This window comes from Oceanirhabdus sp. W0125-5 (genome assembly GCF_027938815.1).
In the GTDB taxonomy this organism is placed as follows: Bacteria; Bacillota; Clostridia; order Clostridiales; family Clostridiaceae; genus Oceanirhabdus.
Genome location: NZ_CP115913.1, coordinates 2,570,903 through 2,587,801 on the forward strand (window position 1 = coordinate 2,570,903; position 16,899 = coordinate 2,587,801).

12 protein-coding genes are annotated in these 16,899 nt (G+C 31.3%); 11 read left to right on the forward strand and 1 reads right to left on the reverse strand.

Annotation, left to right across the window (positions count from 1 at the left end):
- The first annotated feature begins 122 nt into the window (after positions 1-122).
- The 4 genes from OW730_RS11915 to OW730_RS11930 all read left to right on the forward strand — a co-directional run bounded on the left by OW730_RS11915 (position 123) and on the right by OW730_RS11930 (position 6,673).
- The gene (locus OW730_RS11915) at positions 123-2,459 is read left to right on the forward strand and encodes a U32 family peptidase (protein ID WP_271229233.1); all 2,337 of its coding nucleotides are present in this window, start codon (positions 123-125) and stop codon (positions 2,457-2,459) included.
- A 65-nt stretch (positions 2,460-2,524) separates the two neighbouring features.
- The gene (locus OW730_RS11920; protein ID WP_271229234.1) at positions 2,525-4,894 is read left to right on the forward strand and encodes an endonuclease MutS2; all 2,370 of its coding nucleotides are present in this window, start codon (positions 2,525-2,527) and stop codon (positions 4,892-4,894) included.
- A 16-nt stretch (positions 4,895-4,910) separates the two neighbouring features.
- Complete coding sequence (locus OW730_RS11925; RefSeq protein ID WP_271229235.1) at positions 4,911-5,384, forward strand: DUF523 domain-containing protein; 474 nt, start codon at positions 4,911-4,913, stop codon at positions 5,382-5,384.
- Between the two features lie 272 nt (positions 5,385-5,656).
- Entirely contained in the window at positions 5,657-6,673 is a 1,017-nt protein-coding gene (locus OW730_RS11930) for an alpha-hydroxy-acid oxidizing protein (protein ID WP_271229236.1), read from the forward strand.
- A gap of 138 nt (positions 6,674-6,811) precedes the next feature.
- Here OW730_RS11930 and OW730_RS11935 read toward each other — a convergent pair whose 3' ends face one another.
- Positions 6,812-7,498, reverse strand: a complete 687-nt coding sequence (locus OW730_RS11935; protein ID WP_271229237.1) for a hypothetical protein — start codon at positions 7,496-7,498, stop codon at positions 6,812-6,814.
- A gap of 429 nt (positions 7,499-7,927) precedes the next feature.
- On the opposite strand from OW730_RS11935, the gene OW730_RS11940 reads away from it, so the two are divergent.
- From OW730_RS11940 to OW730_RS11970, 7 genes are all read left to right on the forward strand, one after another.
- Positions 7,928-9,433, forward strand: a complete 1,506-nt coding sequence (locus OW730_RS11940; protein ID WP_271229238.1) for a spore germination protein — start codon at positions 7,928-7,930, stop codon at positions 9,431-9,433.
- A complete protein-coding gene (locus OW730_RS11945) occupies positions 9,417-10,571 on the forward strand; it encodes a Ger(x)C family spore germination protein (protein WP_271229239.1) in 1,155 nt (384 codons plus the stop codon). Before OW730_RS11940 ends, OW730_RS11945 begins: the two co-directional genes overlap by 17 nt.
- Positions 10,572-10,797: 226 nt before the next feature.
- Positions 10,798-11,889, forward strand: coding sequence for a GerAB/ArcD/ProY family transporter (locus OW730_RS11950; RefSeq protein ID WP_271229240.1), 1,092 nt, complete (start codon positions 10,798-10,800; stop codon positions 11,887-11,889).
- Positions 11,890-11,981: 92 nt separating this feature from the next.
- A complete protein-coding gene (gene glnA, locus OW730_RS11955; RefSeq protein WP_271229241.1) occupies positions 11,982-13,412 on the forward strand; it encodes a type I glutamate--ammonia ligase in 1,431 nt (476 codons plus the stop codon).
- Between the two features lie 17 nt (positions 13,413-13,429).
- Entirely contained in the window at positions 13,430-14,329 is a 900-nt protein-coding gene (locus tag OW730_RS11960) for a phosphate butyryltransferase (protein WP_271229242.1), read from the forward strand.
- 156 nt (positions 14,330-14,485) lie between these two features.
- Positions 14,486-16,258, forward strand: coding sequence for an indolepyruvate ferredoxin oxidoreductase subunit alpha (gene iorA / locus OW730_RS11965; protein WP_271229243.1), 1,773 nt, complete (start codon positions 14,486-14,488; stop codon positions 16,256-16,258).
- A complete protein-coding gene (locus OW730_RS11970) occupies positions 16,251-16,832 on the forward strand; it encodes an indolepyruvate oxidoreductase subunit beta (protein WP_271229244.1) in 582 nt (193 codons plus the stop codon). Before iorA ends, OW730_RS11970 begins: the two co-directional genes overlap by 8 nt.
- Positions 16,833-16,899: the final 67 nt, after the last annotated feature.

Sequence of the window (16,899 nt, forward strand, 5' to 3'; positions counted from 1 at the left end):
TGTTTATATGATAAAATATTTTAGAACATAAGGTATATTAAAATAAATAACACAAGATAATTTTTAATTAATTGTGAAAGAGGAGTTATTTTAAATATACGTAAAGACGAATAGGTGATATTATGAAAAAAATAGAATTATTAGCTCCAGCAGGGAGTAAAGAAAGTTTAATTGCAGCTGTTCAAAATGGCGCTGATGCAATATATCTAGGAGGGACTAAGTTTTCTGCTAGAGCATATGCGAGTAATTTTGACAATGAAACCATAGAATGGGCAATAGATTATTGTCATCTCTATGGTGTAAAAGTATATGTAACTCTTAATACATTAATAAAAGATGAAGAGATGGAAGAAGCGATTGAATATGCACAATTTCTTCATAATGTTGGAGTTGATGCAGTAATTATTCAAGATTATGGTCTTGCTCATTGTTTAAGAAATAGATTGCCAGAGTTAGAAATACATGCATCAACACAAATGACAGTGCATAATGCTGAAGGTGCGAAATATCTGAATGATAGAGGATTTCAAAGGATAGTTCTTAGTAGAGAGTTGAATATAAAAGAGATTGAAAAGGTGTCTAAGGAGTATAAAATTGAAACTGAAATTTTTGTTCATGGAGCGCTATGTATATGCTATTCTGGCCAATGTCTCATGAGTAGTGTACTTGGTGGAAGAAGTGGTAATAGAGGAAGATGTGCTCAACCTTGCAGATTACCTTATAAGATATTAAATAAAAAAGGAGAAAGAAAAGAAGGCTATCTCATGAGTCCTAAAGACATCTGTACTATTGAGGACTTAGAGAAAATAATAGATAGTGGAACTAAATCTCTTAAAGTTGAAGGTAGAATGAAACGTCCAGAATATGTTGCTGGTATAGTTTCTAGTTACAGAAAGGCTATAGATTTCATATATGAGAAAAAGAAAACAGATAAAGAAACAATACAGCATGAAAAAGACAAGTTGATGCAATTATTTAATAGAGAAGGATTTTCAAAAGCGTATTTATTTGGTAATATAGGAAGAGATATGATGTCTTTTAAATTTCCTAAGAACACAGGAGTAAAAATTGGAAAAGTCAAGAGTGGAAAAATTGAATTATTAGGAAATATATCATTGAATGATGGAATCAGAATAGGTGATGGTGGGTTCACTATATCTAAAATTATTAAAGAAGGTAGGGAGGTAAAAGGGGCATTTAAAGGGGATAAAGTTGAGTTAAAACCTAAGAAATATAAAGAAGGGGACACTCTTTTTAAAACATCTGATGTGAATCTAAATATGGAACTGTCTAAATCATATAAGAATATATATGAAAAAAGAATTCCTTTGAGTTGTAATATACAGTTCAATATTGGATATCCTATTGAACTGAGTTGCGATTATGGAGATGTAAGATATAAGATCAAGGGAGATGTAGTTCAAGTACCTATAAAAAAGCCAGTTTTAAAAGAAAAGATAGAAAGTAGTCTTCAAAAAAAAGGAGAAACACCTTTTAAAATTGAAAAAATTATTTTTGATTCTTATGAAGAAGGTTTTGTTCCAGTATCAGTTCTTAATGAGTTGAGAAGAAAACTTATAGAAAAGATAGAAGATAGTATAAAATCTAGCTATAAGAATAATCATTCATTGAGAGACATAGATCAAACATATGTTACAAAAGAATCAGAAATTCCAGAGTGTATCATAACTGTGAAAAGCAAAGAGCAGATGAATGTTGTTAGAAATCAAGAAGTAGATGAGATATGTGTAGATATAACATTCAGAGATATGTGGAATATTGAACCACAGAAATTAAAAGGGTGTTATGTAAAAATACCTAATATAATAAAAGATGCAGAATATGATGCTGTAGTAGGTAAGATTAGAGAATTTATACCATATATAAAAGGTATTATAACTTCAAATCTTGGAATAATAAGAAACTTCTCAAATAAAACAGTAATTATTGGTGATTATAAGTTGAATATATTTAATAAATATGGAGTAGACTTTTTTGAGAATGAATTAAATGGAATATATCTTTCAACTGAACTGAATAGGAAGCAGTTAAACAGTATTGCTAGAGAAAGAAAAGGAAAAACAGCCGTTGTTATATATGGAAAATATGAGTTGATGGTGAGTCAATATTGTCCTATTGGTGCTACATTTGGAGGAAGGAATATAAAAAATAGATGTAATAGGATATGTGAAGGCGAAAGGTTTGTGTTAAATGATAGAATGAATGTAGACTTTCCAATTTTCACAGATCCCTTCTGTAGGAGCTATATATATAATAGTGTTCCTGTGGAACTTATATGGAATAAAGAGTCTTTTAGAAATAATGGTATGGGATTAAGAATAGACTTTATTGATGAAAATGCAAAAGAATGTAAAGAGGTATTGGAGTATTTACATGGATATAGAGATAAACTAGACATAAAGTCCACTAAAGGACAATTTTCTAAAGGGGTGCTATAGATATTTTTCTGAAAAAATATTAAATCTCTATAAATCTCCAAAATAAAAGAAGTAGGTGAAGATTTATGCATGAAAGATCATTAAGAATATTAGAATTTGATAAAATTAAAGATAAAGTAAAAAAATATACGAAGTCTTCTGTTGGTAAAGAACTTTTAGATAACTTAAAACCTTATAATACTGTTAAGGACATTCAAGACAGATTAACAGAAACTAATGAGGCTTTTAATATAATTATGAAAAAGAGTAACCCGCCTTTTGAAGGATTGTATGATGTTAGAGAAGGTGTCAGCAGAGCAGGAAAAGGTGCTTCTCTTCAAGCTGGTCAATTATTAAAAATTGCTCAAGCAATGAGTTGTGCTAGAAGATTTAAGACATATGTAAAAAGTGATGATGAAACAATATCGTATAAAAAGTTGCAAGACTTATGTGCTGGAATAACACCTTTAAAGTTTATAGAAGATAGAATTTTCACTGCAATAATCAGTGAAGATGAGGTTAGTGATAAGGCAAGTGAAAAGTTATTCTCAATTAGACGAACTCTGAAAAATAAGAATAATGATGTTAAAGACAAAGTAGGGTCACTTGTAAGAACATACTCAAGTTATCTTCAGGAGAATCTATATACTATAAGAGGAGATAGGTACGTTATCCCCGTAAAGGCAGAGCATAAAGGATCTGTAAAAGGGCTTGTTCATGATGTTAGTGCTTCAGGAGCAACTTTATTTATAGAGCCTATATCACTTGTAAATTTAAACAATGAAATAAAAGAACTTATGATAAAAGAAAGAGCTGAGATTGAAAAAATATTAGCTGAATTATCAGCGCTTATATATGAAAATCATTCTGTAATAAAAATTAACTGTGATATAATTTGGGAACTTGATTTTATATTTGCAAAAGCTAAATATGCTTTAGAATTAAACTGTTCAATGCCAATAATTAATGATGATGGAATTATTGATATAATACAAGGAAGACATCCGCTTATTAATCAGGATGAAGTTGTGGCAAATGATATTTATGTTGGGAAGCATTATAACTCCCTTGTTATTACAGGTCCAAATACAGGAGGTAAAACAGTTACCTTAAAGACACTTGGATTAATTCAAATAATGGCATTAAGTGGATTGATGATACCAGCAAGAGATGGTTCAACAGTAAGCTTCTTTGAGGACATATATGCAGATATTGGGGATGAACAAAGTATAGAACAAAGTTTATCAACATTCTCTTCTCACATGACTAATATAGTTCACATAATGGAAAATGCTAATGAAAAATCTTTAGTACTTTTTGATGAACTTGGAGCAGGAACAGATCCAACTGAAGGAGCCGCTCTTGCAATATCGATTCTTGAAGATCTTAGAAAAAGAGGATGTAAAATTGCAGCTACAACTCATTACAGTGAACTTAAAGGATATGCGCTTAAAACAGAAGGCGTTGAGAATGGTTCAGTTGAATTTGATGTAAATACATTAAGACCAACATATAGATTATTAATTGGCGTTCCTGGTAAATCAAATGCCTTTGAAATATCAAGAAGACTAGGATTAAGTGATTATATTATTGAGAATGCAAAAAGCAATATTTCAGAAATCAATCTTGAATTTGAAAGCTTGATAGAGAGTTTACAAAGTAAAAAAATACAAGCAGAGAAGAATGAGAGAGAGAGTTTAAGAATAAAGATGGAAGCTCAGAAGATTAAGGAGCGATATCAAGAAAAATCTGCTAAACTGGAGAATGTTAGAGATAAAGCAATTATTGAAGCTCAAAGAGAAGCGAAGATGATACTTAAACAAGCTAAAGAAGAGGCTGATGAGATTTTAAAGAACATCAGAAAAATGGAAGCTATGGGATATACTTCAGAGGCAAGACAACAGCTTGAAAAAGAAAGATTAAAGCTGAGAGATAAGATTGCTTCAAAAGATAGAGCAATTTCATCAACTGAACAAGATAAAGGTAACAAATTAAAAACTGTTCATGAAGGACAGATTGTTCTTCTTACAACATTAAATCAAAAAGTAACAGTCCTTACTAAGCCAAACTCAAAAGGTGAAGTGACGGTTCAAGCTGGCATAATGAAAGTTAATGTTAAGGTTGATCAACTAAGAGCATGTGGTCAAGGCGATACAGCTTCAGAATATAAAAATAAGAAGAGAAGCAAAGAAATGAAACTTAAGATGAGAAGCGTAAGTTCATCTGTTGATTTAAGAGGAATGGACTCACAAGAAGCCCTTATGACAGTAGATAAATATCTTGATGATGCTTATATGGGTGGTCTAGGAGAAGTTACAATAATACACGGATTAGGTACAGGAGTACTTAAAAAGGTTGTTACAGATATGCTTAAAAGACATAAACACGTTAAGGAATATAGACCTGGGGTTTATGGTGAAGGTGGAGCAGGAGTAACAATCGCAATCCTTAAATAAAATTAGAGGTGAAAACATGAAAATCATTTTGAGTGCATGCTTGTGTGGAATAAACTGCAAGTACGATGGTGGGAATAACCTTAATGAAAAAGCCTTAGAACTACTTAAGAGTGGTAAAGCCGTACCAGTATGTCCGGAACAATTGGGTGGGCAGTCAACACCTAGAATACCTCATGAAATTATCCATAGTACTGGTGAAGAAGTACTAGATGGAAGAGGGGTTATCAAAGGACCCGAAGGTGACGATGTAACAGACGAGTTTTTAAAAGGAGCACAAGAGACATTAAAGATTGCCCAATCTATAGGCGCTGAATATGCTGTGCTTAAAGCCAGAAGCCCATCTTGTGGATTTGGAATGATATACGATGGGAGTTTCTCAGGAGAGAAAAAAGAAGGAAATGGAGTTACTGCTGCACTTTTAAATAGACATGGAATTAAAATTTTTACAGAAGAAAACATTGATGAACTTTTAAAAGAAGTGGAGAACTAAAAGAAAATGGAGAATGTATAATGTACAATGATTGACATTTCTCTTCGAGAAATTTTAATCTTGTTGTTCCTTGGACATTATGATTTTACTTGTTTCATATTAATAAAATATTGTATCTGAACTACAATATTTTTATCGTAGATAAAATAAGTTAAAATCATTGTTTTAAGAACAAAAAAATGTAGTTTCTGCGTATGCAGAAACATCCATCATTCTCCATTCTCCATTTTCAATTATACATTTGTTTTTTTAGTCTAGAGGGGGAGATAAAGATGAGTTATAAGGAAACTTTGATGAATGCAAGAGAAAACCTTAATGCTTCTTGTAGGGTTTGCAGAGAATGTAATGGAATTGCATGTGCTGGAGAAGTTCCAGGTATGGGTGGGAAAGAAACAGCGTCAGCATTTACTTCAAATTATGAAGCTTTAAAGTCAATTAAGGTAAACATGAGAACTATACACAATATTAAAGAACCTAATATGAAGTGTAACTTTTTTGGTAAGGATATGGATATTCCAGTATTTGCTGCTCCTGTATCAGGAACAACATTAAATATGGGAGGTAAGTATTCAGAAGAAGAATACATTACGTGGGTTATTGAAGGGTGTATTAAAAGTGGAATATATCCTATGGTTGGAGATACTGCGGTAGATTCTTTCCTTACAACAAATCTAAAAATGCTTAATAAATATAATGGAGATGGTATTGTATTTATTAAACCTTGGGAAAATGAAAATGTTATAAAAAAGATAAAGCTTGCTGAAGAGGCGGGAGCTTTTGCAGTAGGAATGGATATTGATGCATGTGGACTTATAACACTAGCATTACATGGTAAACCTGTAATGCCTAAAACAGTTGAAGATATAAGAGAGATAGCAAAGTCAACTAAACTCCCGTTCATTCTTAAAGGAATAATGACAGTTGATGAGGCATTATTAGCTGTTGAAGCAGGTGTTGATGGAATTGTAGTATCAAATCATGGAGGAAGAGTATTAGATCATACTCCAGGAGTAGCGGAAGTGTTACCAGCCATTGCAGAAGAGGTAAAAGGAAAAGTTAAAATATTTGCCGATGGTGGTGTGAGAACTGGAATAGATGTGCTTAAATTACTTGCATTAGGCGCAGATGGAATCTTAATTGGAAGACCATTTGTATGGGCATCATTTGGTGGAAAAACAGAAGGTGTTCAAGAGTATATTAACACATTAAAGAGCGGATTAAAATCAGCTATGATATTAACAGGATGTGCTGATGTTAACGAAGTTGACTCAAGAATAATTTATAAGTAAAAACTGAGTTGAGAGTTTATTTGTATTTTAACTATAATAATTCATGTTAATTAAAGGAGTAAAACTATTGTTTATTCATACAATAGATTTTACTCCTTTTTAATGTGTAGTGCGTATTTGTACTATAATTATATATATTTATAAACCGTGTTTTATATTTTTAATCACTTCTTTTTCATCATATAACTCATACACAACATCTTCCCAATACCATTTGGTCTTAAATAAAATTTTTTGGATTGAATAATTATCTAACTTAACAACAAATTGTTCCTTTATAGTTGTTACACTTCGATTGCCATGGGTTCTGTATTCATTTTCAAACTCATAAAATTCATTGCCAATATTATTACTTAGGGATTTTGGTAAATACACTCTTATTTTAAATTTATTTTGTTTTCTGCTGTAATCTTTTATTTTCAAATTAAAACTTATAGTTAATTCATCATTAAAATTTTCTAAATTAATATCTGACTCTACTATGTCTACAGATTTTAATCCATCTCTCCTTAACCAGTGATAATTTGTTCTAGTAAAATCTAATGACCATTCCATTATTGGCAATACAACTATTATTATTAATAATGCAATTAGTATTTTACTCTTATTTGCAAATCTTTCTAAACTTAAAATTCTTTTTATACCAATAATGAATGTCACCAATGGTAGTAAACCAGTAAGATGAAAAACGCTATTTTTATGTCTTATTGGTCTTAAAATATAGTGACTTATAGAATATGAATCATGAGGAAGTCTATATGTTAGTAATACTGCTAAGAATAGAATACCTAGGTATTTAAATAACTTTTTATTATCATCACTCAATGTAATTATCTCCTATTCTAACTTTAGAAAAATATTAGTATTCTTAATTTCAAACTATTCTATTTACTTAGTATTAAAAGGTTTTGTGGTTATGTTATTTAATAATTGTAGTATACATGCTCTTTTTAATTATACAGAATATCAACAATGATTTCAATATTTGGAAAGGGTTAGTGGTGTTATATGTTAAATCATTTTATATAGAGTACAAAGAAATATCGATGTTTAAACACAATGTTTCATCAAAGATGAAACGAGTAAACTCCCATTATCCAAGGAACAATAAATTAAAATTTCTCGTAGAGAAATGTCCATCATTCTCAATTCTCAACTCTCAATTCTACATTTGTTTTAGGTACTCCCCCTAAAGTATGAATATAATCTACAAATAAACAAAAGATATTTATAATAACACTTTAGGAGCTGAATATGAGTAAAGATTTTAAACTTACAAAAAATTTATCTGAAAATATTGAAAATCTGAAAAATAAGGTTTTTGATAAAAATGGAACAATACATTACAGGAAAATAATAAATATAGAATCTAACTTTGAATGTTATGTAATATTCAATGAAGGCATGATTAATGGTGATGTAATAAATGAAAATGTAATTAAAAGCTTGATATATGAAAGAAATTTATCACAGGACAATTTCTTGGAGGAGCTCGCGTATAGTAAAATTGTTGCTAAGTCTATAAAAATAGAAACAAGTGAAAAAGAGATGATTGACAGTGTACTTAGAGGAGATTCTTTAGTACTTTTTGAAGGTCAGATTAAAGCATTGGTGATAGATACAAAGGAATATAGCGGGAGGAGTATAATTGAACCACAAGCAGAAAGTGTAATTAGAGGTCCTAGAGAGGGGTTTACGGAAATTCTTATTGGGAATTTAGAACAAATAAGAAGACGAATAAATAATCCAGAACTAAAATTTGAGATGATGAAGATGGGAAGACGTAGTGGGACGAAAATTGCTATTTGCTATGTGGATGATCTTGTTAATGATAAAATTCTTAATGAGCTAAAAAAGAGAATGAAAAAAATAGATGTTGATTATGTATTGTCAACAGCTAAGATAATGGAGTTTATAGAGGATCACCCTAAATCACCATTCAGAACTACTGGGTTTACTGAAAGGCCAGATGTGGTGTGTGAAAAAATCCTTGATGGGAAAGTTGCAATATTATGTGATGGTACACCAGTGGCGATTACTATTCCGTATTTATTTCATGAGTGTTTTGAATCTAATGAGGATAATTATAGCCATTACATATATAGCAGTGTGAATAGAGTTTTACGATATTTAGCATTTTTTATTGGATGCAGTACACCAGCACTGTATGTAGCAGCATGCACATTTCATAGAGAATTGATTCCTACACAACTAGCAATGAGTATATATTTATCTAGAGTAGGAGTTCCTTTTCCAACATTTTTTGAATGTCTTGCAATGTTATTAGTATTTGAGATATTAAGAGAAGCATCAGTTAGGCTGCCTAAACATGTAGGATCAGCAATTTCAATTGTTGGAGCGTTAGTATTAGGAGATGCAGCAGTAAAGGCTAAATTTGTAAGTGCACCTATGGTAATTGTTATTGCACTTACAGAGATATCAGCACTTGTGCTATCTAATATGCAGGAGGCATTGATATTTTTAAGGTTTTTATTTTTGATATCTTCATCAGTATTAGGTTTGTACGGATATATTTTTTCTGTTATGGGAGTATTTATTCACCTTATGGCAATGAAGAGCTTTGGTATAAATTATATGCTATATATGGGAAATTTGAAAATGGAAGATATATTCCGAACAATTTTTAGGGCACCTTGGTGGAGATTGAGAAAACGTACTAAGCAAATAGCAAAAGATAGTATAAAAACATCCAATGATGAAAATTTAGGTGATAATAATGACGATGAAGAAGAGAATTAAGGTATGGCTAATAGTAGCGGTAGTAATTTGTAACTGCTTTATAAGCAGTTCGTGCTGGGATTATACTGAGTTTAATAATGTAATACCAGTAGCTGGAATAGCAATTGATAAAGATGAGCATACTGGAGAATATTTATTAACATTAGAAGTAATACAACCAACTGAAGATGGTAATTCTATTCAATCAGTGGTACTTGAAGGAAGAGGAAAAACTGTTCACGGTTGCTTTAGAGAAACAATAACTACAACGGGAAGTATGGTTAGTACTAGGCATGCTGCTTTGTATGTAATTGATAAAAAGATAGCGGAAGAAGGTATTATACCTGTTATTGATCTTGTAGATAGGGATGTTGATGTAAGGTCAGATATGCTTGTTTTTGTGTGTGAGGAAAAGAATGCAGGAGACGTTTTTAAAAAAACAAAGGATTTGGAAGAAATAATATCATATCAAATTGTTAAAACAGTTCAATCTCAGGAATTAAGTGGTAGATTTTTATCTACAAAATTATATGAATTTGTTGATGAACTTACAAGAGAAGGAATATCACCAACTATCACAAATATATATGTGGGGCACACAGCAAATGATATTGTAGCAAAAACAAAAGGAACTCATGTATTTAAAGGAGATAAAGTGGTAGGACTATTGGATGGAGAAGAAACATTATATCTTACTTTTATTAAAGGCAATGAAAAATTGAAAACTGTTTTTCCAATAAGTCTTTCAGATGAAACTAATGTATCACTTGAGATGGTAGGCTTTAGTAAAAAAATTAAACCTTACCTTGTGAATGATGAAATTAATTTTGATATAAAAATCGATGTAAATGTACTTGTATCTGAAATTGGAGGCGGTGAAGAAGATTATCTATCAAAACCGGGAAGATATGAAATAAAAAGAACAGCAGAAAAATTATTAGAACGGAATATTAACAAACTTATATATAAAGCTCAAAATGATTTAAAGAGTGATATTTTTGGATTTGGTGAAATATTAAAAAAGAAACAACCTGAATATTGGAAAAAAACCAAAGAAAAATGGGATGCAGAATTTAAACTTGCAAAAGTTAATGTAGATTGTGAAGTTCATATTAGAGGAAGTGCATTAAAGAAAAATACTATAAAGGTTGGCAAGTAAAATGATTTTAGTACTAATTATAGTTTTTTATTTTTTTATAATATATTATGAATTTAAGCACAATTTAAAAAAGGGGCAAACAAAAGAGAAAATTATATATTCAGTTCTAATGTTGTGTCAAGTAGTATTAAGTATAATAATCTACTTTGAGATAGAAATGAAAACTCCAGTGGATTTAATTGAAGAGATAGTTATTTTCTTCAAGAATTTATAAAAGGAGTTAATAATGAAAGAGAAAATAAAAAGCAGTGAAATAACTGCAATGGTATTATTATTTACACCAGGAACTACTTTGCTATTTGGAGCAGGAAGTGTTGCAAAAGAGGATAGTTGGATTGCAGTAATAATTTCTATATTTTTGATTATTCCAATTGTAAAAGTATATTGCAAATTTTTGGAGTTATATCCCGGAAAAAATCTTTTTCAGATTTTTGAATTGATAACTGGAAAATGGATAGGGAAAATATTAATTATTATTTATCTATGGTTTGCAATTCATTCTACAACTTTGACTTTTTTCAATATAGTTGATTTTATTCATTTTGTTGGACTAAAAAAGACACCAATATTAATACTTGTGATATGTATGGCAATTTTAACTGCGTGGATAGTAAAATTAGGATTAAAAATTATAGGTAAATGGAGTGTGTTATTTTTATTTGTTGCATTTGTATTAGGATGGACTATTATTTTCATTCTCATACCACATCATAATTTTGAGAATATAAAGCCAATACTATCACAGGGGTATTATAATATTTATTTAGGAGTTATTTCAGTAGTTACTACATCTTTCTCTGGATTAATTATGTTTACATGTTTCGGGGATAAATATGCTTCACCAAAAAAGTTTCAAAAAGTTTTTTTTACAGCTGTTTTATTAGCAGGAGGAATTATTCTTATTCTTACACTTGAAGATGTTTTAGTGTTAGGAGTGCAAAATAGTATGAGGGCCCATTTTCCAGGATATGAGCGTTACCGTAGAATTCGTTTAGGAACAGCATTTCAAAGGTTGGAAAGTGTTATTTCAATAATTTTCATTGTATGTGAATTCCTGCGGGCGAGTATATTTATTTTAGCTGGTTCTAAAGCTCTTCAGAGGCTTTTTGAATTAAAGAAATATGATTCTATGGTAACACCATTTATTATGTGTTGTGTTAATCTTTATTTCATTGAATATCAGAGTATATTAATAGGGTTAGAATTTCTTATAGAAGTATGGCCATTCTATAGTGGAACTATAAATATTTTGATTCCTTTTGGCGTTCTGATTACTGCTTATATTAAAAAATATCTAGGAACTTTACAAACGCTTTAGCACTTAGAATTGACATAAAAAAAAGATTAGTATTATACTAAAAATATAAACTATTTTGAAAATAATATTTATAACCATGGGGGGAATTAAATATGTTTAAAAAAATTGAGGAGCTCCAACAATACATACAAGAAAATGAAATTAAAATGATTGATTTTAAAGTAATAACTTTAAATGGAAGATGGAAGCACTTAGCAATACCTGTTGAAAGATTAAACGAGAGAACATTTACAGATGGTATTGGATTTGATGGATCAAGTTATGGGTATTCAAAGATTGAATCATCAGATATGAGATTTATACCAGATATAACAACGGCATTTATTGATCCTTACTGTGGTGTGAAAACAATTAGTATGATTGCAAATATTCATACTATTGGTAAAAAAGAAGGAAGATTTTCAGGGGATCCAAGATATTTAGTAGAAAAAGCAAATAAATATTTAAACAATTTGGGGATAGCAGATGAGTATTTAATTGCACCAGAGTTTGAATTTTATATTTTTGACAAAGTGAATTTTGGTGTTGAAAATCATCACCAGGAGGTTTTTATTGATTCAAATCAGGCACCATGGAATACAAACTCTAAAGAAGATAATAAAGGCTATAAAGCTCCATTCCAGGCTTCATATCATCTTGCATTACCATATGATGTTAATAATGATTTGAGAAGTGAGATGACTCTTAAACTCCTTGAAATGGGAATTGAAGTTAAGTATCACCATCATGAAGTTGGATCTGCAGGGCAACATGAGATTGAAGTTGAATTAGGTAATATGGTTAGTATGGCAGATAATACAATGATGGCTAAGTATGTTATAAAGAATGAAGCATTAAGACATGGTAAAAGTGCTACATTTATGCCTAAACCTCTTTATGGAGAAGCAGGAAGTGGAATGCATGTTCATATGTTATTGAGAAAAAATGGACAAAATTTATTCTATGATGCTGATGGATATTCTGGATTAAGTCAGGATGCGTTATACTTCATTGGAGGTATATTAAAACATGCTAAAGCGTTATTGGCATTTACTAATCCATCAACAAATTCCTATAAGAGATTAGTACCTGGCTTTGAAGCACCAGTATCTGTGTGTTTTGCAACAGGAAATAGAAGTTCAGTTATAAGAGTTCCAGGGTATGTAAGAAACCCAGAAGAAAAAAGATTTGAATTTAGATCATCAGATGCTACATGTAATCCATATGTTGCATACTCAGCTATGTTAATGGCTGGTATAGATGGAATAGTTAATAAGATAGATCCTACTGAAGAAGGATATGGGCCTTTTGATGTAAATGTATTTGATCTTCCAAAAGAAGAACAAGATAAGATTGAAGCTCTGCCAAAGTCATTAGAAGAAGCATTAGAAGAGTTAAAGAAAGATTATCAATTCTTACTTGAGGGAGGAGTATTTGATAAAGACTTTATAGATAATTGGATTCATAAGAAGTATGAAAAGGAAGTTAAGAAGGTTATGCCTGTTCCTACACCTGTGGAATTCCAATTATATTATGATTTATAATTGAAAGGGTGATAAAAATGATAAAGAGCTTAGATGCTTTATTAGAAAAAGCAAAAGCAGGAGAGAAAATGACATTAGCTGTAGCAGCAGCACAGGATAAACCAGTTCTACAAGCGGTTTGTGAGGCTGTAAAAGAAGGGATTGTTGAAGCAATATTAGTTGGTGATGAGAAAGAAATTACTGAGGTTGCTAATAATGAGAATTTAGATATTAGTTCTATGAAAATAATTCATGCAGCTGATGTTAAAGAAGCTGCAAGATTAGCAGTTAAATGTGTTAAAGATGGAGAAGCACAATTTTTAATGAAAGGATTATTAGGTACTTCAGTACTTTTGAAGGCTGTTCTTAATAAAGAAGAAGGATTAAGAGGAGGCGGATTACTTTCACACATTATGGTATATGAAAGTAACGCATATCATAAATTGTTATTGCTAACTGATGGTGGAATGGTAACATATCCTGAGTTAAGTGATAAGGTTGGTCTTATTAACAATGCAGTAAAGGTTGCAAAAGCTCTTGAAGTTGAAACACCAAAAGTAGCGCCACTTTGTGCTGTAGAGGTAGTGAATCCTAGTATGCCAGCTACACTTGATGCAGCAGCTTTAGTTCAAATGAATAAAAGAGGGCAGATTAAAGGGTGTATTATTGATGGACCTTTAGCTTTTGATAATGCAATTTCTAAAGAAGCAGCTGAGCATAAAGGTATAGTTAGTGACGTTGCAGGAGATGCAGATATTTTGTTAGTTCCAAATATTGAAGCAGGTAATCTTTTAGGAAAATCTTTAACTTACATGGGTGGAGCAGTTAGTGCTGGAGTAGTTATGGGAGCGAAATGTCCTATAGTTTTAGTTTCTAGAGCTGATAGTGCAAAATCTAAATTATACTCAATTGCATTAAGTGCTATGATTTCTAAATAAAAATAGTTGATTTTATAGATTAAATGCTTACATTGTTTAAAGTTAATGAGGAAAAGGTATGGTCAAGCTATATTAAGGATAATTAAGGAAATAAACTTAAAACAATAAGTGGAATCTATAATTGCATATAAACAATTTACATGGGGAGGAATATTTATGAAAGCTATAATGACTGGTAATGAAGCTATAGCTAGAGGAGCTTTTGAAGCAGGTGTAACAGTTGCATCAGCTTACCCAGGAACACCAAGTACTGAAATACTTGAAAATTTCGCAGAATATGAGAAGGTTTATGCAGAGTGGGCTCCAAATGAGAAGGTTGCTTTTGAAGTAGCTTCAGGGGCATGTATTTCAGGCGTAAGAGCTTTATCAACAATGAAGCATGTTGGTCTTAACGTTGCTGCAGACCCGTTCTTTACAATGGCTTACACAGGGGTTAATGGAGGATTTGTTGTTGTTTCAGCAGATGATCCAGGAATGCACTCATCACAAAATGAACAAGATAATAGATTCTACGCACCACATGCAAAAGTAGCTATGATGGAGCCTTCAGATTCACAAGAATGTATTGATTTTATGAAAGAAGCATATAGAGTTTCAGAAGAATTTGATACTTTAGTTCTGTTCAGAGTAACAACTAGAATTTCACACTCTAAGACAGTAGTTGAATTAGGTGAGAGAGTTGATGTTCCACAAAAAGAATACAAGAAAGATGTAACTAAATATGTAATGTCTCCTGGACATGCAAAGGTTAAGCATCCAGAAGTTGAAGAAAGATTAGAGAAGTTAAGACAGTATTCAAATAATTGTTCATTAAATAGAATTGAGATGGGAGATACTAAAATTGGTATTATAACTAGCGGTATTCCATATCAGTATGCAAGAGAAGTATTTGGTGACAATGCATCTTATCTGAAGATTGGATTCAGCTACCCATTACCAGATGAAATGATAAGAGAATTTGCAGGCAAAGTTGAAAAATTATATGTGATTGAAGAGAATGATCCATATCTTGAGAATGTAGTTAGAGCTATGGGAATTGAATGTCATGGAAAAGATATTATTCCTATATGTGGAGAATTGAATCCAGATATTATTAGAAAAGCTATTCTTGGTGAAGAAGCAAAGGTTGCTTACTCTGTTGATGTTCAACCGCCATCAAGACCACCAGTATTATGTCCAGGATGTCCTCATAGAGGAATATTCTTTGAAATGTCAAAATATAAAGATATTGTGGCTACAAGTGATATTGGATGTTATACATTAGGAATGATCGAACCACTTAACATTGGTGATACAGTTATTTGTATGGGTGCATCAGTATCAGGAGGGATAGGATTCCAAAAAGCCAATGATATGGGTGGAAGAGAAGGTCAAAAAGTATTCTCAATAATTGGGGATTCAACATTCTTCCATTCAGGGGTTACTGGATTAATTAACTCTGTTTATAACAATGTACCTATAGTTACAGTAATACTTGATAATAGTATCACTGGAATGACTGGACATCAAGAAAATCCAGGTACGGGTAAAACTCTTCAGAAGCAACCAGCGCCAATAATTGATATGGAAAGCTTAGTTAAATCAATAGGTGTTAAAGAATCTAACATGAGAGTTGTGGATCCTTATAACCTTAAGCAAACTAGACAAGCAGTTAAAGATGCTCATGATAGTACTGAACCATTTGTAATAATTACAAGACAACCATGTGCTCTTATCAAAGATGTAATGAAAGCAAGAGCAGGATTGAAGTGTGTTGTTAATCAAGAAAAGTGTAAGAAATGTAAGGTATGCTTAAAAACTGGATGTCCTGCATTAAAATTTGTAGATGGAGTAATCACAATCGATGAAAGTATGTGTAATGGATGTGAAGTATGTAAACAAGTATGTCCATTTGATGCAATCGAGAAAGTAGGTGAAAGCCATGAGTAAAGTTAAAAGTATTTTATTCGTTGGAGTTGGTGGACAAGGAACAATATTAGCTTCTAAGATTCTATCACAGGGTCTTTTAGAAAGTGGATATGATGTTAAAATGTCTGAGGTACACGGAATGGCTCAAAGAGGAGGAAGTGTATCAACTCAAGTAAGATTTGGTGAAAAAGTATATTCTCCTTTAATTGAAAAAGGAAAAGCTGATATTATTGTTGCTTTTGAAAAATCTGAAGTCGCTAGATGGTTAGAGTATCTTAAAGATGGAGGTCATGCAGTAGTAAATGATTATGAAATTCATCCAGTACCAGTTCTAATTGGAAAAGAAAGTTATCCAACTGGTGTAAAAGAAAAGGTACAAAAAGAGGTTAAAAATTCAATTTTTGTTAAAGCTGGAGATATTGCAAAAGAACTAGGGAATATTAAAGCTCAGAATGTTGTTCTTCTTGGGGCTTTAGTAAAGGCTTTAGAACTTGACGATATGGACTGGGACGGAGTAATTGAAAGACTAGTTCCTAAAAAGGCTATTGAATTGAATAAAAAGGCATTCAGAGTTGGAATGGAACAGGTTAAATAAATCATTAATAAAATGATAACTTATTGTAAAAAAGGCACATATACTGTGCCTTTTTTATTCCGTTGTG

Excerpts from the sequence above, each read along its gene's own strand:
- OW730_RS11915 (WP_271229233.1), top strand. The coding sequence starts at position 123 with ATGAAAAAAATAGAATTATTAGCTCCAGCAGGGAGTAAAGAAAGTTTA.
- OW730_RS11920 (WP_271229234.1), top strand. The coding sequence starts at position 2,525 with ATGCATGAAAGATCATTAAGAATATTAGAATTTGATAAAATTAAAGAT.
- OW730_RS11925 (WP_271229235.1), top strand. The coding sequence starts at position 4,911 with ATGAAAATCATTTTGAGTGCATGCTTGTGTGGAATAAACTGCAAGTAC.
- OW730_RS11930 (WP_271229236.1), top strand. The coding sequence starts at position 5,657 with ATGAGTTATAAGGAAACTTTGATGAATGCAAGAGAAAACCTTAATGCT.
- OW730_RS11940 (WP_271229238.1), top strand. The coding sequence starts at position 7,928 with ATGAGTAAAGATTTTAAACTTACAAAAAATTTATCTGAAAATATTGAA.
- OW730_RS11945 (WP_271229239.1), top strand. The coding sequence starts at position 9,417 with ATGAAGAAGAGAATTAAGGTATGGCTAATAGTAGCGGTAGTAATTTGT.
- OW730_RS11950 (WP_271229240.1), top strand. The coding sequence starts at position 10,798 with ATGAAAGAGAAAATAAAAAGCAGTGAAATAACTGCAATGGTATTATTA.
- glnA (WP_271229241.1), top strand. The coding sequence starts at position 11,982 with ATGTTTAAAAAAATTGAGGAGCTCCAACAATACATACAAGAAAATGAA.
- OW730_RS11960 (WP_271229242.1), top strand. The coding sequence starts at position 13,430 with ATGATAAAGAGCTTAGATGCTTTATTAGAAAAAGCAAAAGCAGGAGAG.
- iorA (WP_271229243.1), top strand. The coding sequence starts at position 14,486 with ATGAAAGCTATAATGACTGGTAATGAAGCTATAGCTAGAGGAGCTTTT.
- OW730_RS11970 (WP_271229244.1), top strand. The coding sequence starts at position 16,251 with ATGAGTAAAGTTAAAAGTATTTTATTCGTTGGAGTTGGTGGACAAGGA.